The sequence below is a fragment of the Allobosea sp. 2KB_26 genome, from assembly GCF_052115715.1.
Lineage (GTDB): Bacteria > Pseudomonadota > Alphaproteobacteria > Rhizobiales > Beijerinckiaceae > Allobosea.
Window position 1 is genome coordinate 1 of record NZ_JBFRHE010000012.1, and the last position, 22,318, is coordinate 22,318.

The 22,318-nt window shown below is 63.9% G+C and carries 18 protein-coding genes; 5 read left to right on the top strand and 13 right to left on the bottom strand.

The annotated features are described in order from the left end of the window. Positions 1 to 6,110 (bottom strand): peroxidase family protein (locus AB4099_RS25510; protein WP_441480119.1); only part of this gene is annotated, 6,110 nt, incomplete at its 3' end. A 401-nt stretch (positions 6,111 to 6,511) separates the two neighbouring features. Between AB4099_RS25510 and AB4099_RS25515 the strand changes: the two genes are divergently transcribed. Both AB4099_RS25515 and AB4099_RS25520 read left to right on the top strand, forming a co-directional pair. Further along, positions 6,512 to 7,990, top strand: coding sequence for a sensor histidine kinase (locus AB4099_RS25515; RefSeq protein WP_113519298.1), 1,479 nt, complete (start codon positions 6,512 to 6,514; stop codon positions 7,988 to 7,990). Further along, entirely contained in the window at positions 7,983 to 8,630 is a 648-nt protein-coding gene (locus AB4099_RS25520; protein WP_441480120.1) for a response regulator, read from the top strand. Before AB4099_RS25515 ends, AB4099_RS25520 begins: the two co-directional genes overlap by 8 nt. A 28-nt stretch (positions 8,631 to 8,658) precedes the next feature. Here AB4099_RS25520 and AB4099_RS25525 read toward each other — a convergent pair whose 3' ends face one another. Further along, entirely contained in the window at positions 8,659 to 9,303 is a 645-nt protein-coding gene (locus AB4099_RS25525; protein ID WP_441480121.1) for a TetR/AcrR family transcriptional regulator, read from the bottom strand. A gap of 139 nt (positions 9,304 to 9,442) precedes the next feature. Between AB4099_RS25525 and AB4099_RS25530 the strand changes: the two genes are divergently transcribed. Further along, the gene (locus AB4099_RS25530; RefSeq protein WP_441480122.1) at positions 9,443 to 10,078 is read left to right on the top strand and encodes an isochorismatase family protein; all 636 of its coding nucleotides are present in this window, start codon (positions 9,443 to 9,445) and stop codon (positions 10,076 to 10,078) included. Between the two features lie 32 nt (positions 10,079 to 10,110). Here the strand turns inward: AB4099_RS25530 and AB4099_RS25535 are convergent, their stop codons facing one another. The 7 genes from AB4099_RS25535 to AB4099_RS25565 are packed head-to-tail and all read right to left on the bottom strand — an operon-like array spanning position 10,111 to position 17,358. Continuing rightward, positions 10,111 to 10,914 (bottom strand): MBL fold metallo-hydrolase, encoded by an 804-nt coding sequence (locus tag AB4099_RS25535; RefSeq protein ID WP_441480123.1) that lies wholly within the window; start codon positions 10,912 to 10,914, stop codon positions 10,111 to 10,113. Between the two features lie 14 nt (positions 10,915 to 10,928). After that, positions 10,929 to 11,729, bottom strand: coding sequence for a TatD family hydrolase (locus AB4099_RS25540; protein ID WP_441480124.1), 801 nt, complete (start codon positions 11,727 to 11,729; stop codon positions 10,929 to 10,931). Continuing rightward, positions 11,729 to 13,288: a methionine--tRNA ligase gene (gene metG / locus AB4099_RS25545; protein WP_441480125.1), complete on the bottom strand. Its 1,560-nt coding sequence runs from the start codon at positions 13,286 to 13,288 to the stop codon at positions 11,729 to 11,731. The genes AB4099_RS25540 and metG overlap by 1 nt, the downstream gene beginning before the upstream one ends. A gap of 23 nt (positions 13,289 to 13,311) precedes the next feature. Next, positions 13,312 to 14,382 (bottom strand): DNA polymerase III subunit delta', encoded by a 1,071-nt coding sequence (locus AB4099_RS25550; RefSeq protein WP_441480126.1) that lies wholly within the window; start codon positions 14,380 to 14,382, stop codon positions 13,312 to 13,314. Next, the gene (tmk, locus tag AB4099_RS25555; protein WP_113519291.1) at positions 14,382 to 15,032 is read right to left on the bottom strand and encodes a dTMP kinase; all 651 of its coding nucleotides are present in this window, start codon (positions 15,030 to 15,032) and stop codon (positions 14,382 to 14,384) included. Before tmk ends, AB4099_RS25550 begins: the two co-directional genes overlap by 1 nt. 12 nt (positions 15,033 to 15,044) lie before the next feature. Next, positions 15,045 to 16,256, bottom strand: a complete 1,212-nt coding sequence (locus AB4099_RS25560; protein ID WP_441480127.1) for a D-alanyl-D-alanine carboxypeptidase family protein — start codon at positions 16,254 to 16,256, stop codon at positions 15,045 to 15,047. Between the two features lie 49 nt (positions 16,257 to 16,305). Further along, positions 16,306 to 17,358: a septal ring lytic transglycosylase RlpA family protein gene (locus AB4099_RS25565; protein ID WP_441480128.1), complete on the bottom strand. Its 1,053-nt coding sequence runs from the start codon at positions 17,356 to 17,358 to the stop codon at positions 16,306 to 16,308. A gap of 1,307 nt (positions 17,359 to 18,665) precedes the next feature. Between AB4099_RS25565 and AB4099_RS25570 the strand changes: the two genes are divergently transcribed. Beyond that, positions 18,666 to 19,655: a hypothetical protein gene (locus AB4099_RS25570; RefSeq protein ID WP_441480242.1), complete on the top strand. Its 990-nt coding sequence runs from the start codon at positions 18,666 to 18,668 to the stop codon at positions 19,653 to 19,655. 7 nt (positions 19,656 to 19,662) lie between these two features. Here the strand turns inward: AB4099_RS25570 and AB4099_RS25575 are convergent, their stop codons facing one another. Genes AB4099_RS25575 through AB4099_RS25585 form a run of 3 tightly spaced genes read right to left on the bottom strand, consistent with a single transcriptional unit; the run spans position 19,663 to position 21,662 of the window. Then, positions 19,663 to 20,079 (bottom strand): hypothetical protein, encoded by a 417-nt coding sequence (locus AB4099_RS25575; RefSeq protein ID WP_441480129.1) that lies wholly within the window; start codon positions 20,077 to 20,079, stop codon positions 19,663 to 19,665. Between the two features lie 5 nt (positions 20,080 to 20,084). Beyond that, positions 20,085 to 20,798 (bottom strand): hypothetical protein, encoded by a 714-nt coding sequence (locus tag AB4099_RS25580; RefSeq protein ID WP_441480130.1) that lies wholly within the window; start codon positions 20,796 to 20,798, stop codon positions 20,085 to 20,087. 33 nt (positions 20,799 to 20,831) lie between these two features. Then, positions 20,832 to 21,662: a GIY-YIG nuclease family protein gene (locus AB4099_RS25585; RefSeq protein WP_441480131.1), complete on the bottom strand. Its 831-nt coding sequence runs from the start codon at positions 21,660 to 21,662 to the stop codon at positions 20,832 to 20,834. A gap of 62 nt (positions 21,663 to 21,724) precedes the next feature. Between AB4099_RS25585 and AB4099_RS25590 the strand changes: the two genes are divergently transcribed. Continuing rightward, positions 21,725 to 22,054: a hypothetical protein gene (locus AB4099_RS25590; protein ID WP_441480132.1), complete on the top strand. Its 330-nt coding sequence runs from the start codon at positions 21,725 to 21,727 to the stop codon at positions 22,052 to 22,054. A 16-nt stretch (positions 22,055 to 22,070) separates the two neighbouring features. On the opposite strand, the gene AB4099_RS25595 is transcribed toward AB4099_RS25590, so the two are convergent. After that, positions 22,071 to 22,310 (bottom strand): hypothetical protein, encoded by a 240-nt coding sequence (locus AB4099_RS25595; protein WP_441480133.1) that lies wholly within the window; start codon positions 22,308 to 22,310, stop codon positions 22,071 to 22,073. Positions 22,311 to 22,318: the final 8 nt, after the last annotated feature.

The following is a 22,318-nucleotide window of genomic DNA, read 5'->3' on the forward strand; positions in this document are numbered from 1 at the left end:
GCATCGACGAAATCGTTGCCGTCGCCGGCCGAGAGCGTGTCGTCGCCGCCCGCCCCGATCAGGACGTCGTCACCGCCCTGGCCGATCAGGTTGTCGGCTCCCGCCGCCCCGATCAGGACATCGCTCAGAGCCGTCCCGACATGCGTCCCGGGAGCCGTGCCCGGACCAGGAGGCGGCGTACCCGTGCCAGCCCCGTCATCATCATCGTCGTCGTCATCGCAGCCGCAATCATCATCGTCGTCATCGTCATCATCGTCGTCGCCATCATCGATGACCGGCATCTCCCCGGTAAAGGTGATCGAGTGGCTGCCATTCGACAGCGTCGTCGTGCCGTCGCCATTGTCGGTCGCTTCGTAGTCCGCCAGCGTCGCGCCATCCGGCAGCTCGATGACGTCCTGAGCCCGAAGCGAGCCAACGATCGTGTCATTGCCGCCGTTCGACCTGAAGACGATGCGATGCGCCGAGCTCAGCGCCGAGATGTCGACCGTGTCGTTGCCGCTCGTGCCGTCGATCGTGATGGTGTTCAGGTTGAGGCTGGTCTGGCTGAAATCGCCGAAGACCTGGATCGTATCGCCGGCGATCGTGGTGTTCACCGGCCCGCCTGGAGGCGATGCAGGCGCGCCGTTGATCACGATCTCCTCGATCTCCGTCAGTTCGGCGATGATCGTCGCCGCCCCGGCCCCGACGCTTCGGGTGATGACGATCTCCGCCGTTCCGGTATAGCCGATCCCGCCTACGCCGGCGGCCGCGGCGCGGGTATAGACGCGGAATGTCTCGGCGCCAGCCGCCCCGGTGATCGCAAAGGTATCGCCAGCAGGCCCCTCGGTCCCACCATTGACGACATCGCGACCATCGCCCACGGCCCAGGCGATGATGTCGTCGCCCGCTCCGGCATGGATGGCATCGTTTCCGGCGCCACCGATGATCGTGTCATTGCCGGCAAAGCCGAACAGGAGCTGAGCACCCGTCCCGCCGAGAAGGGCCCCGTCGGCACCGTTCGTGCCCGCGACGACCTGCGTATAGGTCGTCCCGCCGAACGAGAAGCGCTCGACACCGGTGATCGTGTCGGTGCCCTCGGCCGCGCCTGTCACCACGATCCGGCCGGTCCCATCCAGCGCGATGTCGTAGTCGGTGATCGGACCGGCATAGACCGCGACATCGGCCGTGCCGTCGCCGCCGTCGAGCGTGTCATTGCCGGCGCCGCCAGTCAGAGTGTCGTTACCGAGTCCGCCGTTGAGGATGTCATTGCCGGCTCCGCCAGAGAGCAGGTCATTGCCCGCGCCGCCGTCGATCGTGTCGTTGCCATCCCCGCCATCGACGATATCGGCGCCCCCTCCGGCATTGATGATGTCGTTGCCGGCCAGCCCGTTGATCGTGTCATTGCCACCGCGGCCGTTGAGCAGATTGGCTTCGGCGGTACCGTTGAGGATCTCAACGACTGTGCCATTGGTGTTGCTGCCGACCTTTGCCGTCACATCGGAAATCGCGAACTCGGAGAAGCCGCGCCCGTCGACATAGCTCACGACGCTCCGGATCAACTGGCCCGTCAGGGCAGCCGTAACGGTCAGGTTGGCGGATACCGCGCCGGAGATCGTGTTCCAGGTAATTCCGCCATCGGTCGAGGACTGCCAGCCGAAGCTGAAGGTGCCCAGGCCGTCCCCGTCGCTGAGGCCCGAAGTGTCCGCGGTCAGCACCCCTTCGGTACCTGTGATCGTCAGGGTCCCGGCCACGAGCCTATTGAGGCTGACGGTCTGGTCCGCGAACTTCAGCGCTTCGATGTTGAAGAGCCGGTCTGTGCCGTCGGATTGGCGCGCCCGGCCGGTTGTCGGGTCGATCACCGCCGCGGACTGGGTGACATGCGTGACCGTAACGCTGCCATCCTCATTGCGGCTGATCAGGTAATTGGCCGCGACGTCCCAGTAGACCGCCGTGTCGACGTCGCTGGCCTGGTTTCCGTCGAGGATTTCGCGAACGATGTTGAGCTGGTTCGGAATGATCTCACGGGAGAGCATCAATTCGGGCAGAGTCCGCCCGTTCCAATGCGCAACCGACGGGTCGGCATTGGTGATCGTGTCGGACAGTGTGTCCACCGTCGCGAGTTCATTGCCGTCGCCATCCCGAATGCTGATCCTCACGTTCAACCAGGCGTCGCCGTCGATGATATCGTTACCGGCCTTGCCTTCGATGAGGTCGCTACCGCCACCGCCCAGCAGGATGTCGGAGGCGTCGGAGGTGTCCATGACGATGGTTTCGGTCTTGCCGGCGACCGTCACGGTCGTCCGGTCGAGATGCGCGACCAGCCGCTCCAGTCCCGCGATCAGCGAGAGGTTCTTCTCGAGCAGCGCGTTCGAGTAGGAGTCGAGAGGCGCACCGGGATCGACCTGCGTCGCATTGCCGTTTGCGTCGAAGGCTCCCATGACGACTTCGCGGCCGGTGAGCTTGTCGTTGTATTTCCAACCCGACAGGCCCTCCACCAGATCGAACCGGTCGCGCAGGATGTTGTCCTGCTGGTTCTGGAAGATCGTCATGCCCATGTCGGAGACGGCAGCCTGATTGTGCCCCTTATGGGTCGCCCAGTCGAACCCGGCCATGCCGTTGTTGCGCTCGATGCCTTCGCCCTGGATCATGATGTCGTCGCCTGACTCGGCGTCGTAATCATTGTCGTTGCCGCGGCCGTTGAGCACGTCATGGCCGATGATGGTCGAGTTGAAGAACAGCTCGGAGTTTTCGCCGGCGAGGGTGTCGAAGCTGTCCCCGCCCTCGATCCAGTCGTCACCCTCGTTGCCGGCCAGAAAGCTGCCTCCCGTTCCGCCGCGGATGAAGTCGTTGCCCTCGCCGCCAGAGACGGTCTTGCCCTCCGTACCGCCATAGATGAAGTCGCTGCCGTCGCCCCCGAAGATCAGGTCGAGGCCGTTACCGGGAGTGATGACGTCATCGCCCTCGTCGCCATGGATGACATCGGCTGCGCCGATATCCGTGCCGCTATCGGTGAGGATGTCGTTGCCCGCTCCGCCGTGCAGATGGTCGACGCCGTAGCCGCCCTCGAGACGGTCATCGCCCGCCCCGCCCCAGAGCGTATCGTCACCCTCACCACCGATCAGGATGTCGCTCTCCGAAGTGCCTCCAAGGACGACGTGATCGACACCCGTGTAGCGCAGATAGTTGCTGTCGGCCCCGGGCGTCGCGGGATTGTCGCGGATGACCATCGGGCTGATGGCCTGCAGCACCGGGTTGGTATGCGTCGGGTCCGCCTTGCCGTTGAGGCCCAGGCCCGTGATCTGCTTGGTCGGGTCCATCTCGAGGATGTAGGTGGCCGTCTGGAAGGCCGCGCCATTGATATGCGGTGCGCCGTTCTCACCGGCATCCGTGTTACGCATCAGGAGTTGCGCGAAGGAATCCGCCTCCAGCTCGTTCAGAAGGTTCAGGCCCTGAGTGCGGCTGAGGTAGTAGAACCGGTCGCCGGCCTGCAGTTGCTCCATCTGGTATTCGAAGACATAGGTGAAGCTCGACCCCAGCATCGCGCCGAAGGCCATCTTCTTCTCGGCGAGTCCGCCGATCCAGAAATCGACGGCGTCGAGGCCGGTGATGGTCGCGCCATTGGCGGCATTCGCCCAGGCGCCTGTGCCGTTCAGGAACGCGATGCGGTCGGCCGGCGCATTGGCCCCGCCCATGACCAGCAGGGTTGCGGCATCCCGCTTCTGTTCGAGCGTCAGATTGCCGAGCAAGGAGGAATGCGTGCCATAGGCTGCGATGAAGTTGATCAGCGAGGCCGGGTTCTTCATCGAAAGCGCGAAATCGTACCAGCTCTCGTAAGGCTTCACGCGGCTGTCATGCGTGTCCTCGTAGAACTGGCGGCGGGCCTCATTGAGCGAGGGAATGCCGGTATCGCGAGCGCGCGCTATGTTGAGCGCGCCGAGGTCGAGCGGCAAGCCGACCAGATTGTTGCGCAACGCATCGGTGATGTGCTCGTCGATCTCGTTGCCGACCTGGCGGGTCATGCCGGTCAGGATCGCGGCAGCCGCAGCCTCAGCCGTCGTACCGGCAGCATTGAAGGCGATCGGGTTCAGGAAGGCATCGAATAGCGCAATGTCCGACGCGACGGGATTGCCGTTCGCATCGAGCTTGAACATGTCGATCGTATCGGTGAGCATCGAATGCCCGAAGCGATAGACGACATGGGCGAATTCGGCGACGATCCCAGCATCGATCACCGTCGTGTTGGAGAACACGAAGGGATCGACATCGGGTGCAATGGCACGCGCGAACTCCTCGAAGACGAGATGCTGATAAACCATCTCGGTCGAGAACCGGCCGGCCTGGAACAGACGCTCGCCATCCCAGACCAGCGCGTCGATCTCAGCCTGCGATGTCGGCATCGCCGTGACATCGGTCAGCAGCCACTCATTCAGGAAGGCGACGTCTGCCCCCTCGCCCGTCAGCAACTGCGTCTTGATCTGGTCGATGCGCTGATTGTGCTCGTGGTGGAAAGTATGGTGGACCGAGGTCAGGCCGATATTCTCGTTCCCGCGACCATCGCCGACGATGAAGTGAGCATTGAGAAGTTCGTCGTCATAGGTTGTCGCAATCCCGAACTGGTTCAGGGCAATCTGGTTCCCGGCAACCGTGTCGTCATCGGCAAGGACAAGGATGGGTGCGGTTGCCGGGTTACGGTCATGATCGACCAGGCCGCCCGGCACCGCAGTGTGGGCAATATCATTCAGGAAGGCGCGGCCGGCCGACATGGCGCCCGATGCCGCAGCCAGTGCGCCTAGATCACCTTCTACCGGGCCCCCGGTCGTGACCAGCTGCGGAAAGCCGTCAGCTCCGCGAATAAACTCGCCATAGAGGTCGGTCAGGATCGCCGGAACTCGCAGCACGTCGGCATCGGTCAGCAGGATGCCGAGCTTGGACGCTGCCTGTTCCTTGACGTCGGCCCAGGTGGGAGGGCCGCCATTCGCCCCCTCGAGCATGCGCCCGGTCGCGACGGGCTTGCCGTCCAGCATGGCGTATTCCCGCAGGAAGACCTGGTGGGACGGATTCGAGGTGTAGACCTGGTTCAGATCGATCCAGGGGGTCGTCTCGTTGTTATGCTCACGCACGTCATCGGCGGTACCCACCACACCGTCGGCGCCCGGCTGGTTCTGCGCGCGCGTCAGCACCATGAAATTGGTCGGGCTACCGGCGACGTAGAGCGGATCGTCGGGCTGGAGCGGGATATAGACCGTGCCGTTCCCGCCCTTGCTGACCAGATCAAGCCCATGATCGAAGAACTGGCCGAACAGCGTGAAGAACCCGTTGAACGGAGCGGTGTCGCCCAGATCGGGCGCGACGTTCGGGATAAGGACGGTGTCGCCCTGCATCGTCACGCCGAGCGCGTCCGTCATCGCGTCGTAGGCGACCTGCTTCTGCTGCACCTCGGCCGCCACCGCCGCGGTTGCGACGCCGACGGCCGCCGCCGCAGCGGTGGCATTGCCTACAGCCGTGGCGAGACTTACCTGCGCGCTGGCGAGCGCAGCCAGTGCCGGCCCGGTATCGCCTCCCTCTGCAACCGCCAGATCGAAAGCAGCCTGTGCCACAGCGACCTGACCCTGCGCTGGTCCGATTGCGCGTTGCGCAAGTGCAAGATTGGCATTCGCCTGCGCGAGGCCGCGGTCAGCCGTCTCCCATTCCTCATAGGCCAACACGGCAGCTTCATAGACAGCCGCATGCGCCTGCAGGAACAGATAGGGGTCCTCGTGCCCAAGATTGGTCAGCGCGGAAATGATCGTGGCGGGATTGCCGATCGTCTGATCCGAAATCAGGTTCGAGATCACACGAGGCTGGGAGTCGTAGACATTCCCGGAGGTCTGCTGGTAGCTCGTCGGTGCCCCGCCAGGCCCATTCTCTGCCGGGCGAAAGACCGGATCGAGCAGGCGCGGCATGGTCTGGTCGGACGAGCCGACCCATTCCCTGCCCGGGATGATGTTGTTGTAGGTGCCGTCGACCGTGCGTAGCCCGTAGGGCACCAGCGGATTATCGACCAGCTCGGTCAACGGCGTCCCGGCCGTATGGGCCTCGGCGATCTTGATCTGCTTCAGGATGAACTCAAGGTCGTGCGTATTGAGCTTCATGATACCCTCGCTCCGCCCACGGTGCTGCGTTAAGACCCAAGAATTGCTTCTGCCGCACCGAGCGTCTGCCGTTGCGCCGCATGAAGGACTGTGAGCGCCCTTGCGTGCGACATATCCGACGAACCGCTCGATTACGCTTCGTTAATCAAAAGGATTGCTGGGTGTTGGATCGATTTGAAGAAGATAAGGTCGGCCAATATTCGGCGACTTACGGGCGTGGCGCCGCGACGACCTTTGAACCGACGCTGACGCATCTGGGGGCGAGCTGCCTTACTAGACCTTCGACCAGTTTTCGCTCGCTCCAATGATGATCCGGGCCTCTTGGCCGGTTTCGCTTGCAATACTGATGGATCGCGCCGCCAGATGTGATTTCCCAGTCATCAGTTTGGGCTAATCTCTGCGTGGTGACGTCGACGGGCGACATGCTGAAGCCGGTTCAGGACTTCGAGAGCAGTGACGTGATCACGGGCGTGCCGTTGCGGCATTCGCCTGCGGGGAAAGCTGCGCCACGACGCGCGACGCTGTCGGTGCAGTTCCTGATCGCCGGTGGCCTCGTCATGCAAATCGCCATGCTCGTGGCCGGCTATCTGATCACCGAGCTGGTTTCGCGTGAGGCGATCAGGAGCAAGGCGGCCTCGACCGCCTTGTTCATGCAGAGTCTGGTCGCCCCGGCCGTTCAGGAGCTTGCCACCTCCCAGAGCTTGTCGGCGGGGGCTATCGCACGGCTCGACCAGTTGTTCGCCGACGAGGCCGTGAAGCGCCGCTTTCCCTATTTCGAAGTCTGGACCCCGGACGGGGTCGTGGCCTACTCAAACACCCCCCAGATCATCGGCCATCAGTTCGAGCGCCCCAACGGCCTGCTGCGGGCGCTCACAGGCGAGGTCACGGCCGACCATGCCGACCCCCGTGCAGGCGAGCATGTGATCCGAGGCATCAGGACCCGCTATCTCGAAATCTACAGCCCCATCCGGCTGGAAGGCTCTTCCCGCATCATCGCTGTTGCCGAAATCCACGAGCAGGCCGAGCCCTTCCGGGAGGAGCTTGCAGCGCTCAGACGGAGCAGCTGGCTGGTCGTTGCCGCGGTTACGGCGGCGATCATGCTCGCCCTGTTCGGCATCGTCCATCGCGGGAGCCGGACCATCGAGGCACAAAGGAAGGCCCTGGAGAGGCGCATCGAGGAAACCGAACAGCTGCTCCGCGAGAACCGGCAGTTGTCCGACCGCGTACAGCGCGCTTCGGCCCGGGTAGCGGAGCTGAACGAGCAGTTTATCCGCGGGATCGGCGCAGACCTCCATGATGGCCCCGCCCAGTTGATCAGCTTCTCGATCCTGAAGATCGAGGACGTACGCAATGCCCGAGGCAGGGCCCCGCGCGACCGCTCCCTGCTGACCATGCAGTCGGCGCTCGACGAGGCGATGCGCGAGATCAGGAGCATCTCCAAGGGACTTGTCCTTCCGGAGATCGCCGACCTGCCGCTCCACATGGTCATCGAGCGAGCAGTGCGGGCACACGAAGCGCGCACGCGAACACCCGTGGCGCTCACCGCTGCCGAGCTGCTGCAGCCCGTGTCGCACGCCGTCAGGATCTGCGTCTTCCGCTTCGTCCAGGAGGGGCTGAACAATGCCTATCGCCATGGCGGGGCATTAGGTCAGCACGTGCGGAGCTGGATGGAGGGAACGCTCCTGAATGTCTCGGTGGCCGATAGCGGAGGCGACTCTTCGTCTGCGGAGAAGGACCTTCCCGGCGCGGGCATTGGGCTCTACGGCCTGCAGGAACGGGTCGAGAGCCTTGGCGGAACATTGACGAAGCGCCGCCTCGATGATGGCGGCAATCTGCTCAAGATGACCCTGGACCTCAGTGGAGGGCTGCTCGTTGCGTGAACGAAAATCCATCGTCGTCGTGGACGATCACGCGATCTTCCGCGCGGGTCTGGTCCAGATCTTTTCGGCAAGCGGTGACCTGGAGGTGGTCGGCGAAGGCGCGTCAGCGGACGAGGCTGTCGAGCTCGTGGGAAGGCTCTCCCCGCAGGTCGCCTTGCTCGATGTGTCGATGCCTGGCGGCGGAATTGCCGCGGCGCGACGGATCCACCAGACATGGCCGCAGGTGAAGGTGGTCATGCTGACGGTCTCGGAGGAAGAAGACGTCGTCCTGCAGGCGCTGGACGCCGGCGCGTCGGGCTATGCCTTGAAGGGCGTACCGGCCATGGACCTGATCGCGATCGTCAGGGCGATCACGGGGGGCGAATCCTATGTCCCTCCCAACATGGCCGTGCGCCTGCTGAGTGCCATGCGAGGGCAGCAGGAGGTCGACCCCGTGATCTCCAAGATCCGTGCGCTTTCAGCGAAGGAAAACCGCACGCTGCGCCTGCTCGGACGCGGCTTCAGCAATCGTGAGATCGCCGAAGCGACGGGAGTGCAAATCCAGACCACCAAGTTTCACGTCTCGAACATTCTCGCAAAGCTCGGCCTCAAGAGCCGGGTCGAAGCGGCACTGATCGCGCAAAGGCACCTCCAGGATTAGCGTCGTCGCGGCGCTGATCCTTCGCTGGTCACCTCGGGTTGTTTTCTCCCGCGAAGATGAGGTCCCCCGCCGGGCCGTCGATGAGCTGCGGCAGCAATGCCTTCCAGGCCTCGATGAGTTCGCGGTAATAGTCCGGATCAGGACGCAACACCGTCTGCACACCCATGCCGCGCACCAGGCAAAGCGTCAGGTTGAGGATGATGCGCGCTTGTTGCGGCGGCCGTCTCTGCGGGTCGCAGAACTCCGACCATATGCCGTCGAGCGCCTGATGGAAGCGCTTCACCACAGGGATCATCCGTTCGCACAGCTCCGGGTCGTTGCGGGCCTCGGTGATCATCTCCAGCGAGAGATAGAAGAATCGCCCCGAGAAGAGCTGCCACAGGAACTCGACGAAGCCCTCAAGCGAGAGCTTGCCGCTCTGGACCTCGTCGGCGACGGCCTTGATCTGCCGGGTGCCGTCCTCGAGCAATTCCTCCATGGCGGCGAGCACGATGTCGGCCCGCGCCGGAAAATGATGCAGCAAGGCGCCGCGCGAGACATTGGCCCGGGCGGCGATCTCCTGCGTGGTCGCGGCGTGATAGCCGACCTCGAAGATCTCATCGAGTGCCGACTGAATCAGCCGCTCGCGCGTCATGATGCTGCGCATTTGCTGCTGCCGCGCTGCCTTGCTCACCTTCTCCTCCATCGGCTCGACATGGCCGCACTCGCTCCGCTGTGTTCGGCGACTCAGCACTAAAAAAACAATCTTGCTTGTTTTTTTAGTGCGATCAAGGATGACCTCGACAACATGCCAGCAAGCAGGGAGAGCCGCGATGAGCGACGATTACCAGAACCGCAGCTATGGCGAGATTCCGGTCGGGTTCGGCAGGAAGCCTGGCATTGTCGTGGTCGATTTCCAGAAGGGCTTTACCGATCCGCAGTATCCTCTGGGCGGTGCGCCGCTGGTCATGCGTGCCCTCGAGAACACCGCGACATTGCTCGAGGTCGCGCGCCGTTTCAATGTGCCGGTCGCCAACTGCAACACCGCCTATATGAATGAGCGGGAAATGCCCTATTGGAAGATCACGGCCGTGCGCGAGACCTTCCTGCACGACCATCCGAGCGTCGCCCATGATCCACGCATCTATGATGCGTCCTATGATCTGACCGTGTGCAAGAAGGGTCCGTCGATCTTCTTCAATACCGGTGTCAGCGATTTTTTCACCAAGGAACGCGTCGATACCGTGATCGTCACCGGCTGCAACACCAGCGGCTGCATTCGCGCGACCTCGATCGATTCCTTCAGCTACCGCTACCGCACCATCGTGCCCGAGGACTGCGTCGGGGATATCGAGGAGCAGCCACACAAGGACAATCTGCGCGATCTCGGCCGCCGCTATGTCGATGTGTCGGACCTGAAGACCGTGCTGGCCTATCTGGACGAATGGCACCATCAGAACGCTGCCTGAGGCAGAACCGATGCAGGCGCCCTCCTCTCGCCTCAGCCGTCGACTGTCAGGCTCATGCCGTCGAAGGCGACATCGATGCCCGGCGGCAAGCGCTTGGACAGGCTCTCATAGTCCAGGTCGATATGAAGGTTGGTCAGCACCGCACGCCGGGGGGCGAGTTCGGCGATTGCCTCCAGCGCCTGAGACAGGCTGAAATGACTCGGGTGCGGCGTCTCGCGCAAGCAGTCTAGGATCAGCACATCAAGGCCGGCCAGGGCGGCCCTGGCCTCGGGCGGCATCAGGCTGACATCGGGCACATAGCCGAGATCGGCAAAGCGGAAACCGAGGGCCTCGTAACCCGGCCCGTGCTCCAGGGTGACGGCGCGCGCGCAAATACCGCCCCCTGCTCCTGCGATCGTGAGCGGTTCGCCCGCCTGCATGGAGTGCATCTCGAGGATGGGCGGGTAGAGGCTGCCGGGCGGCGTCTCAAAGATGTAGCCGAAGCGGGTCCGTAAGGTCGCTGCCGTTACGGGATCGGCATAGACGGGAATCCGCTTGCGCATGTGCAGCACCAGCGCCCGCAGGTCATCGATGCCATGGGTGTGGTCGGCATGATCGTGAGTGAAGAGCACCGCGTCGAGGTGCTTGACCTCGGCATCGATCAACTGCTCGCGCAGATCCGGTGTGGTATCGACGATCAGGCCAGTCGTCCCGTTGCCGCTGTTGCGCTCGACCAGGATCGAGCAGCGGCGACGCCTGTTCTTCGGGTTCTTCGGATCGCAGGCCCCCCAGCCCGAGCCCGGCCGGGGCACGCCGCCAGAAGAACCGCAGCCGAGGATCGTGATCGTCAGGGCCATCTTGGGCGTGCGGCTCAGGCGACCTGCGCCACAGGCGCCGCGTGGTCCATCTTCCAGTAGCAGCGTCGCGCATTCTCCGTCGTGACGCGCGAGATCTCGTCGAAGGAGACTCCCTTCACCTCGGCGAGAGTCTTCGCGGTTTCAACGACGTAAGACGGTTCGTTGCGCTTTCCTCTGAACGGAACCGGGGCGAGATAGGGCGCGTCGGTCTCGACCAGAAGCCGATCGATCGGGACGTCGCGCGCAATCTGGCGCAGGTCCTCAGAGGTCTTGAAGGTCAGAATCCCCGAGAAGGACACGTAGAGCCCGAGCTCGACGCCGACCCGTGCCAGTTCCGGGCCTGCCGTGAAGCAGTGCAGGATGGCAGGGAAAGCACCCTTCTCCGTTTCTTCGCGCAGGATCGCGATCATGTCCTCGTCGGCCTGACGAGCGTGGATGACCAAAGGCAGCCTGGTGATGCGCGCTGCGGCCATGTGGGTGCGTAGACCCTGAGCCTGCGCATCGCGCGGGCTCTTGTCGTAGTGATAGTCGAGCCCGGCCTCGCCAATCGCGACACAGCGCGGGTGTTCCGCCAGCCTGGCAAGCTGGTCGGCCGTGACGTCGAGCTCTTCATGCGCGCCATGCGGATGAGTGCCGACAGTGCACCAGACCGAGGCGAAGCGCTCGGCGATCCCGGCATAGGCCGCAAAGCGCGAAACCCGTGTCGAGATCGTCACCATCCGCAAGACCCCTGCCGCCTCGGCCCGCGCGACATAGGCCGCGAGATCCTCGGCGAAATCCGGAAAGTCGAGATGGCAATGGGTATCGATCAGCATCAGGCCACCTGCCCGGCATCGGGCTCGACATAGCGCGGGAAGATCGCGCTCGGAGCCGGTAGAACGGCCCCGCTGGTGAGACGCCCGACCTCGCCCAGGCTCGCGAAGCTGCGGGCGTGCGCGTCGACAGCAAGCAGGTCGAGCAGCTTGCCGGCTGCGCCCGGGATCACCGGTTGCGTCAGAATCGCGACCTGGCGCAGCACTTCGGCGGTGACATAGAGCACCGTGTCGCGCCTGGCTGGATCGGATTTGCTAAGTCGCCAGGGTTCGTTGGCTGCGAAATAGCGGTTTGCCTCCGCCACCAGCGCCCAGATTTCCGCCAGCACGACGTGCAGCGCAAAATCCTGCATCGCCACCCGCGCCTTGGCGAGCGCGCCATCGGCGAGCGCGAGCATGGCCTCGTCGCCTTCGTTCAACACGCCTTGCGCCGGCACCTTACCTTCGCAATTCTTGGCGATCATCGAGAGCGAACGCTGCGCCAGGTTGCCGAGGTCATTGGCGAGATCGGCATTGATGCGCCCGATGATTGCCTCGTGGCTGTAGTTGCCGTCCTGGCCGAAAGAAACCTCGCGCAGGAAGAAATAGCGCAGTTGGTCGACGCCGTAGGTCTCGGCGAGGCCGAACGGATCGACGACATTGCCGAGCGATTTCGACATCTTCTCGCCCTTGGAGAGCAGGAAGCCATGGCCGAAGACGCGCTTCGGTAGCGGCAGACCGGCCGACATCAGGAAAGCAGGCCAGTAGACCGTATGAAAGCGCACGATGTCCTTGCCGATGATGTGCACATCGGCAGGCCAGTAGTGCCAGCGCGGATTGGTCTCGTCGGGGAAGCCGCAGCCGGTGACGTAATTGTTGAGCGCGTCGACCCAGACATACATCACGTGCTTCGGGTCACCGGGGACCGGCAGGCCCCAGTCGAAGGTGGTGCGGCTGATCGAAAGATCCTCGAGCCCGCCCTTCACGAAGCTGACGATCTCGTTCTTGCGCGTCGCCGGCGAGATGAAATCCGGCACGTCCTCGTAGAGCTTCAGCAGCCGATTCTGGAAGGATTTCAGGCGGAAGAAATAGCTCTCCTCTTCGACCCATTCGACCGGAGTGCCCTGCCCGCCCAGCCGCGTGCCATCAGGCAGGAGGGTGGTTTCCTCCTCGCCGTAGAAGGCCTCGTCACGCACGGAGTACCAGCCGGAATATTTGGCGAGGTAGATGTCGCCGGCCTGCTCCATGCGCCGCCAGAGCTCATGCGTCGAGGGAAGGTGATCCGGATCGGTCGTGCGGATGAAACGGTCAAAGGAACAGCCGAGCGTCTGCTCCATCTCCTGGAAGCGCTGGGCCACCTGATCGACATAGGATTTCGCGTCGAGCCCGTTCTGCCCGGCGGTGCGCTGCACCTTCTGGCCGTGCTCATCGGTGCCGGTCATGGCGAAGACGTCATAGCCGTCCAGTCGCTTGAAGCGCGCAATCGCGTCCGAGGCCACCATCTCATAGGCGTGCCCGATATGCGGCGGGCCATTCGTGTAGTGAATGGCGGTGGTCAGATAGAATTTCGGGGCCTGGGCCATCGTTCAGTCCGGACGGTTCGCTTTCAAGCTGCACGCGACCGGCGAACAGCCTCCGACAGATCATGAAACATCGAGATCACGAGCGGCCGGCGGTCGAGATTGTAGGTTTCCACCTCGCGGGCCGCGCGACCCAGCTTCTCCCATACCTCCGCCAGCGGTGCAAGGCGGGCAGCACCGGCATGGGCATGCGCATGGAGATGCGCGGCGAGCCAGCTCTGGATGGTGTCGATCATGATCGCGAAATCGCTCTCGCCGGCGCGGCCCGCGACATCCTCCGCCAGCGCCAGCAGCGTGGTGAGATCGACGCCCGGCAAGGCATCGAGACGTGCCCTGACGGCCTCGACCAGCGCCAGCGTCTCCGGAGAGACATAGGTCAGGGCGCGCCGCACGGAACCGTCCGCGAGCGATGCCGCGCGCATCAATGCGGAGGAGTCGAACGGCGATCCCATGCGCTCCAGCGCCAGCCGGCCGGCCTCGGCGACCGCACCTTCGTCGAGCGCATCGAATGTCAGCAGCCGACAGCGCGAGCGGATGGTCGGCAGCGCCCGTCCGGGCGCATGGGCAACGATCAGGAACAGGGCGCGCGGCGGGGGCTCCTCGAGCAGTTTCAGCAGCGCATTGGCGCTGGAGCGATCCATGTCCTCGGCACTGTCGACGATGCAGACACGCCAACCGCCTTCGGCCGCGCTCGCTCCGAACCGGTCGATGACGCGGCGGACGGAATCGACCGGGATATTGCTGGTCACGCCCTTGCCGTCCGGCTTCACCGTTCGACGCAGCAGATGCAGGTCGGGATGCGACTGGGCCATCACGCGCCGTGTCGCCGGATCCTCTTCCGGCATCGCCAGGCTTTCCACGGAGCCGGCGCGCGCCAGCGGATCGCCCGAAGCCAACAGAAAGCGCGCCGCACGATAGGCAAAGCTCGCCTTGCCGATGCCTTCGGGGCCGCCGAGAAGCCAGGCGTGATGCAGGCGCTCCGAGCGCAGCGCATCCAGGAAACTCCGCTCCTGCCGTGCATGTCCGACGAGCGCCAGCGTTTCGCGCGGATGCGGCGCATTGGGAAGGCGGTCCGGTTCGTTGCTGCTCTCGCGCATCAGGCGTCCTGGTTCAGCGGCAAGCGCTCGCGCACGACCGACCAGGCGGCCTGGGCCAGGTCCTCGGGAGCGAGCGTCGCGTCAAGCACCGAGCAGCGCGCCGGTTCGGCTTCGGCGATGGCGAGATAGGCGGCACGCAAGCTGCGATGGAAGGCGAGCGCCTCGCCCTCGAAACGGTCCTTGCTCTCGCCGGGAGCGCGGCGACGGGAGGCGCGAGCCAGCCCGACCCTGGGGTCGAGATCGAGGATCAGCGTCAGATCCGGCGTAAGCCCATCGATGGTGACCCGCTCCAGCTCGGCCAGCAGCTTGGGCTCGATGCGCCCAAGCGTGCCCTGGTAGACCCGGGTCGAATCGATGAAGCGGTCGCAAATCACCCAGTCGCCCCGTGCAAGCGCCGGCCGGATGCGCTGGTCGATATGGTCGATCCGGGCGGCCGAGAACATCAGCGCTTCGATAAAAGGCCCATGATGTTTCACCCGACCAGACAGAATGGCTTCCCGAATGGCTTCCGCCTTGGGCGAACCACCGGGTTCGCGCGTCAGCTCCGAACGGATGCCCGCAGCCTCGAGCCGTGTGGCGAGCGCACGCGCCAGTGTGGACTTGCCGGCCCCCTCTCCGCCCTCGAGCGTGATGAAACGTCCCATTGTCATGTCTTGCGCCGCTCAGGTCCTGCCGAGCGCCTTGCGCACCCAGCCCGTGGCAGCCTCCATCAGCGCATCGAACGCGCGGCTCTGCAGGCTGCCGGCCTCCACCGACTCGGCCGCATAGAGTGGAATGTCCAGCGTCCTTATGTCGCCGCGCGTGACGAGGAGCCGCCCGATCTCGGCGCCCTCCTGAACGGGAACGGTCAGCGGCCCACGATAGGTGATACGCGCGCTCAGCCGCTCGCTGCTGCCGCGCGGCAGCAGCAGGCTGACCGGCCCCTTGGCCTTGAGCCCCACCCGCCCCTTTGCTCCGCCATAGACGCTGGCCTCGCCGACGATCTCGCCATCGGCGAAGAGCTGGCGGGGTTCGAAGGAGCGGAAACCCCATTCGAGCAGCTTGCGCGCCTCCTGGGCGCGGTCGCGGCCCGACTTCAGCCCGTTCACGACGACGATCAGCCGTTGCCCCTTCTGCACCGCCGAACCGACCAGACCGAATCCGGCTTCATCGATATTGCCGGTCTTCAGGCCGTCAGCGCCAATATCCATGGTCAGCAGCGGATTGCGGTTCTGCTGCCTGATCTTGTTCCAGGTAAATTCGCGTTGGCCGAAGATCTTGTAGAGCTCTGGGTAGGTTTTGATGATGTGATCCGCCAGCCGCGCCAACTCGCGGGCGGTGACCCTCTGCTCGGGGTCACCCATGCCGGTCGCATTGCGGAAGACCGACTTGGTCAGGCCGAGCGCGCGCACCCGCTCGGTCATCAACCGCGCAAAATTCGCCTCATCCCCGGCGATCGCCTCGGCGAGCGCAATCGATGCATCATTGCCGGACTGGACGATGATGCCCTGCAGGATATCGGAGAGCTTGATGCGGCTATGGACCGGCGCGAACATGGTCGAACCGCCGGAAATGCCGCCTCCCTTGCGCCAGGCGTTTTCGGAAATGCCTATCTCGCTGTCGAGGGTGAGCCGGCCCTGCGCGATCTCCTGGAATGCCACCAGGACCGTCGCAAGCTTGGCGAGGCTCGCCGGGACCATGAGTTCGTCCGCGGCTTTTTCGTAAAGCACCGCGCCGGTGGCAGAATCGAGCAGAATCGCGTGCGGTGCAAGAGACTGGAAGCTCTGGGCCAGCGCGGGGGCCGAAGCCGCCAGGACAAAAACAGCCGCCAGCGCCGCGCGTGCGGCGGCCGCAAATCTCGTAGCGATCGAATTGCGATGGCGGGGCGGGTTCATGCCCCGATCTGAAGCAGAGCGGGGCTCAGCCGGTCAAGCCCGATGCGCGTCAATTGCGGGATAACGGCCGCAATGTCTGCGGAACCAGATCCCGAGCCAACGGGTTGCTGCGCGCGAAACGCTCGGCCGGGGCGCGCTCGGGAGCGGCGAACAGGCTGGCGGTGCGCAACGCCGGCGGCCGTGGCGGCAGGACGGCCGGGCGGAGCAGGACCGGGGTCGCGGCATTGGCGATGGTATCGAGGTCGAATGGACGGTTCGGCGGCAGCGGCGCGCCGCGGACCGGGACGCCCGCACTCGACGATGTCGAAACCAGCGTTGCGGCGACAGGCGCGCCCGGCGCGATGGTGCGGACGGGTTGCGGGGCATAGGCCTGGGCGACCGGTTGCGGAGCTACCGGCGCTGCGGCAACAGGCTGGCGCGCCTGCTCGTCGCGCGGATCCTCTAGATCCGGGCTTGCCGTCCGGTTGGTGGCAACCGCAGCGTTGCTTGCGACCATCGTCGGGGCGCTGGTGCCGGGGATCGCCGCCGGGATGCCGTCAGTACGCAGGGTTGCGAGCAGGAGCCGGTCGTCCGAGCCGCCGAGCGAGGCCTGGCCGAGATATTCGAGTTTGATGCGAGCGGTGCCGAGGTGCCGGAAGGCCAGCGCATCGGCCGTCTTCTGCGACACGTCCATGACCCGGCCACCATGGTAGGGACCGCGATCATTGACGCGCACGATGATCGAGCGGTTGTTCAGAAGATTGGTGACGCGGGCATAGGCCGGCAGCGGCATGGTGGGATGCGCGGCGCTGATGCCCTCGCGGTCATAAATCTCGCCATTGGCGGTACGTCGGCCATGGAAGGCCTCGCCATACCAGGACGCGGTGCCGACGGCGGTGTAGCCGACCGGCTTCTCGTAAGGCGTATAGCGCTTGCCTGCGACGGAGTAGGACTTGCCGACGAGTTCGCGGCCACCACCCTTCGGAACGGGTTGGCCTTCGGCAATAACCCGGGGACTGGCCGGCCCGTATTTTGATGACGGGAATGCGCCAATCTCCTTCGACTTGCGGCGCGCAACCTGATCATTCGCGCAATTGGCAAGGAGGAGACCGGCGAGCGCCACGCAGCCAAGTCGCGCGGCACGAAGAGCAAGGGGGGAGGAAGCGGAAGCTCTGTCCGAGTCGGTTACCACATGGGCCAATGCCGGAGCCGAAGAGCTTGCGCCTCGCATCATTATGGTCGTCCGTCGTTGTGCCGAAAGCCATCGCCCGGCCAAGCCGCATCCTGCGGCGAAGCCGAAGTTTTCGGTCAATCCTGTAAAGGGATCGTTAAACGGGCGACTCGCCGAGCGCGAATGCCCCGATCCGGCATCTAGGATGCCCTTGAGCGGGCACAAAGGTGTCCGAAATGCGGCAAGTGTCAACCCGCGACCATTCCGCCGCCATTTTTCAGACAGGCGTTGCCACAATGCAACGCCGTTATTGGGTTGCTCGCGGCCGCGATTTTCGGCCGAAAACGGCCATTTCGGCGGCCAAAATCCCGTCAAGGCGCCCTGAAAGCAGACCTCCAACAGATCCGGCACACAATCAGCCGGTTCAGGGCAGACCGGCGCCCGGCCTGCCGGGCCTCAAGCCCGACTCACATGCAAATGGCGGGCTGATCCGGACACAGCAAAGCCGAACGCATCTCGGCCTGACGTCATCGCACTTGCAAAAACGCCTCGCACCCGGCAATGACAGGCCAACCGGAAGGGTGGCCGAGTGGTTTAAGGCAGCGGTCTTGAAAACCGCCTCCCCGCCCCCGCGTTTTCCGGCATTTTTCAGGAAAACTCAGCTCTGTCAGTCGCTTGCTGCGGACGGTGGAGGACACTAGAGGACATCAGAGGACCCTCGTGGACATCCCGATTGTCCATGAATTGTCCACGCCGGGGCGGCGGCGGAGCGTCCGAAAACGGGCTGTGGAAAGCGCCTTCCGGCTTGACTCCGCAGGCCTGCATGTTCTCTCTATGTTCTCAATTCCGAGGACGTGAACAATGTCAGCCCTGCCGAAGAGTGATTCGAGCCCGAGCCCCGTTGACGGCCAGATCGATGCGATCCTGGAGGAGTTCGGTGGCGACTTCCGGGCTGCGATCGGCGCGCTCATCATCAACCGCGAGGAACTGCTGCGAGACGCTGACAGATCGGCATCTGTCGGCTTCCTGCGAGGTCGGTTTTCAGAAGGAGCGAGGCCGGTCCGCGACCGCCCCCGATGATGGGGCTCACTCTGATCGATGGCGGCAAGGACGGGCAGCTGCCTGCAGAGCTGTCGGTCGAGCCGGTCAGGCGGCGAATTGCTGGCTCGGATGAATAGCCTGAGGAAGGATGCGGTCGGACCCTTGCGTACGACGCCGGCCATGCCCTGATAAGCTGCGATGGGACTGAGGGCTTGGCCGTGAAGTTGCGCGAGCGGACGCTGGAAGAGATTGCGGAGATGATTTGTGGCAACGGCGACCGTGTGCCCTTCGTCTATCGAAGCAGCACCAAGCTCACTCGGTTCTTCCGAGATATCGACACTGATTACGTTCATACCGGCGACACCCGCAGCTTTTGGGTTACGGCCGTTCTGCGCGAGATCATGCTGGAGCCAGCGCCAAACCCGCACACGCCCCCTGAGACGTTTCTACGGGTTATCCGGTCGCTGATGGATAAGGTGGATGCGGTTGATTGGGACCCGGATCGATCAGCCGCCCTGCAGATTCTGAACACGACGCTCAATCGTGAGGGGTTTGAGGCCTTCTACGGCGACGACGACGCTTGCTATCTCCGGAACACGCGCACGAACACTGTCGCGACACCCAGCCCCAACCCGCACCGGCCATTGACCCAAGCGGAGATCGAGAAGCGGGATCACCTCGCCGCATATCTCGACAAGTGCTCCGAGGACCAGCTGATCGAAGAGATCCTGCTCCCACTTTTCCGCCAGCTCGGCTTCCATCGCATCACGATGGCGGGGCATAAGGACAAGGCGCTGGAATACGGCAAGGACGTCTGGATGCGGTACACGCTCCCGACGCAGCACGTCCTTTATTTCGGGATCCAGGCCAAGCGGGACAAGCTCGACTCGTCAGGCATGACGAAGGCTGGCAACGCGAACGTCGCCGAGATCCTGAACCAGGTCACGATGATGTTGGGCCACGAGATATTCGATCCAGAGATCGGCAGGAAGGTGCTCGTCGATCACGCCTTCATCGTCGCCGGCGGCGAGATCACCAAGGCTGCTCGAAACTGGCTGGGTTCGCACCTGGACCAGTCGAAGCGCAGCCAGATCATGTTTATGGATCGCGACGACATCTTGAACTTGTACACCGTCACCGGGCTGCCGTTGCCTGAGGGCGCGATCCCTCCGGCGAAGAACCTCCTTGATACGGACGTCCCGTTCTGACCGCCTTTCACCTGATCGAGCGGCGGACGACAGACTGGTTCAGCCGCGGCTCCAGAACAGCGATCGCTAGCTTCTCGACCACTGACACTTCGAGGCTGTCGGGAATTTCGATCCACTGAACATGGATCGATGCCTTTATGTACGCGCGTCTTTCCAAGCGATCAGGAAACTGCTCGCGAAACGCGGCCTGCAGAGCATGGCCTTCATCGCCCGACACGTGCTTTCTAAGGATGCGGTCATTTAGGCCTGAGGAACCCGCAGCCTCGCCGACATAGATTATCTCTCGGTCGAGGCTGAATGCGTACACGCCGTTCTTTGCAGGCGGGTTTGCACCTCCTACCAAGATTTTAGGCGCCGCCAGCAGGCATTCAACAAGCCGGAGGCTCTTAGCACTCAGGTAGGTGGCTTTAGAGAGCAGATCCATCAGAGTTATCGCAGGCCGGCGACGACGCTCTTGTGAGGCTCGCTGGTCGGGTCGGAGAAGCCGAAGCGGCCGGTGTACATATGCCGGTCCATCACGACAGCCTCTTCGACCAGGCCGTGGGTTCGGAACACGATCAGCCAGAACATGACGTCGCGGATCTCCACGCCGGTCTGCGAGGCGATCTTGTGAGGCGTGGTGCGGACCCGAGATGCTTCGAACACGCTTCGAGTCTGCCACGGCACGTCGCCGGCGACCAGTTTCGCCCAGGCGCTATCCAGCTCGTTATGCTCGAACCGCAGCGACAGGATCTCAGCCGTCTGGCGCTCCTGTTCAGACTTCTCGCCGGCGCGTCGAACCTGGTACTTTTCCAGATGCGCCAGCCAAAACGGGCTCAGAAATGATTTCCGATCACGGTACTGGCCGTCTTTGCCGGTGAACGGAGCCGCATATTCGAGCGCGAAGGCCAAGTCCTGAAGCTCGCGCTCGGCTTCGAGCTGGCCCCGGCTCGCCGCGACATACCCCTCGGCGAACTCTTCATAGGCCCGGAAAGCGGCTTTCTCAGGCGTCAGTCCCCTCAGCCGGCCGAGGCGCTCTCGCCAGTGGAAGCGCTTCTCCTGGAGCTCGTTCGAGACGAACGGTCCGAAGAAGGTTCCTCCGCGCTCGAACGCAGCGTCGAAGGTTTGCGACCAGAGCAGGTTGTTCTTGATGAAACGCAGCATTTTTAGCGGACCCAGTTCGCACCGGCGATTTGATCAGTTGCGGTTCAGGCCCATCGCGCCGCTTTGCAGCTTGCGCTTCCAGAGGGCTTCTTTCGCCAGGATTTCGTCTGGGAGTGTGCCGTTGCCGGCAACCTCCAGGATCGAAACGCGGTAGTCGCTCGGATCGCGGCTCTTGAGGCCGACGTTGCCGCCATGGCCGTCCCGGTAGGTGAGCCACCGGCCATAGAAGCCTTCGATACCGGTGGCCGAGCCTACGTACTGCTCCTTCGTGCGCGGGCAGGTAAGCAGGTAGATTCCCCGCACCGCGGCGAGCGCCGTCGACCAGGTTGCAGGTAAGCGTTCGATCGCAGACAGGTCGGCCATAAATTCAGTGAAGCCTGGGAATTCCGGCTCCCTGAACGAGCGCCAGAGCTCGGTTACGAGCTTGTTTTGATTGTCAGCGCGCTGGATCCATGCGCGACCGCCCTCACCCCATTCGATGACGAGCCGGCCTTGCAGGTCGTCAAAGCGCGAATCGAGTTCGAGCGAGTAGACGTCTCGCGTCCCAGCAGGGTCCGAGCCCGGCGCGTGGGGCCAAGGTAACTCGACCTCGTTGATCCCGGCGTACTGGCAGCCGTAGAGCCCGGCAAACAGCGTCTCGCCGGTTGAGGTGACCACGAAGGAGGCCCAGAACGGGGCCTGCAGCTTCGCCCGGTTCGAGAATGTCTGGACGCGCTGGTAATCTTCGAAGGCCGGCCGGTCATCGCGCCAGAGCTCGTAAGGGCTTCGCCCCTTGGCTGAGCGGTTGTCCTGATGACGCAGGAGGCGGACCGACGACGGCGAGATCCCGGCGCCCTGCAGAAGCATATTGAACAGTATAGGCATCGCGTTCCCCCACCGGCCCACTCGCCTTTGACCCAGACCTTTACGCGATGCAATCTCGCATAATGTTCAAAAAGGCCTCAGGTCACCTCAATGGCGCGCCTCTGACGGGTTGGTCCACCGCCAAGCCGACGGCGCCGGCTGATTACCGCAAGGCGGGCGGGAAGCCCGCGGGCGATACCTCGCCGTACACCAAGCAGCGCGAGGCGCTCCTCAAGCGGCTGCTGAAGCATGCAGCCAATCCCGAAGTGCCTAAACTCGATATCCCCACGGTCCTGCAGTCAGAGATCGCTGAGGCTGGCGGGCTGCAGGAATGGGCTCAGCGGGAGCTGCCGCGGCTGAAGCAGAAGTCCGCTCGCCTGATGTGGTTTCGGCCCAAGAAGCGGAAAAAGTGAGCCGGAGGCGTCTGCCTCAGGCTGCCCAAACCTTCTTCAGCCGCTGCTCGGTCGTGCGAAGCACCTCGGCGACCTCGGGACAGACGTATTTGTAGGCCTTCACATCGTAGCGCTTCTTGGTGATCGCCGCGATCAGGGTGGCCAGTTCGCCAAGCTTGCCGATCGTATCGGGCGTGATTGGGATAACCTTCTGGTCGTATTTGCCGGCGGTGGTGTTCTCATCCCACCAGGCGGTGACCGCCGCGTTGCGCGGCATGGCGTTGC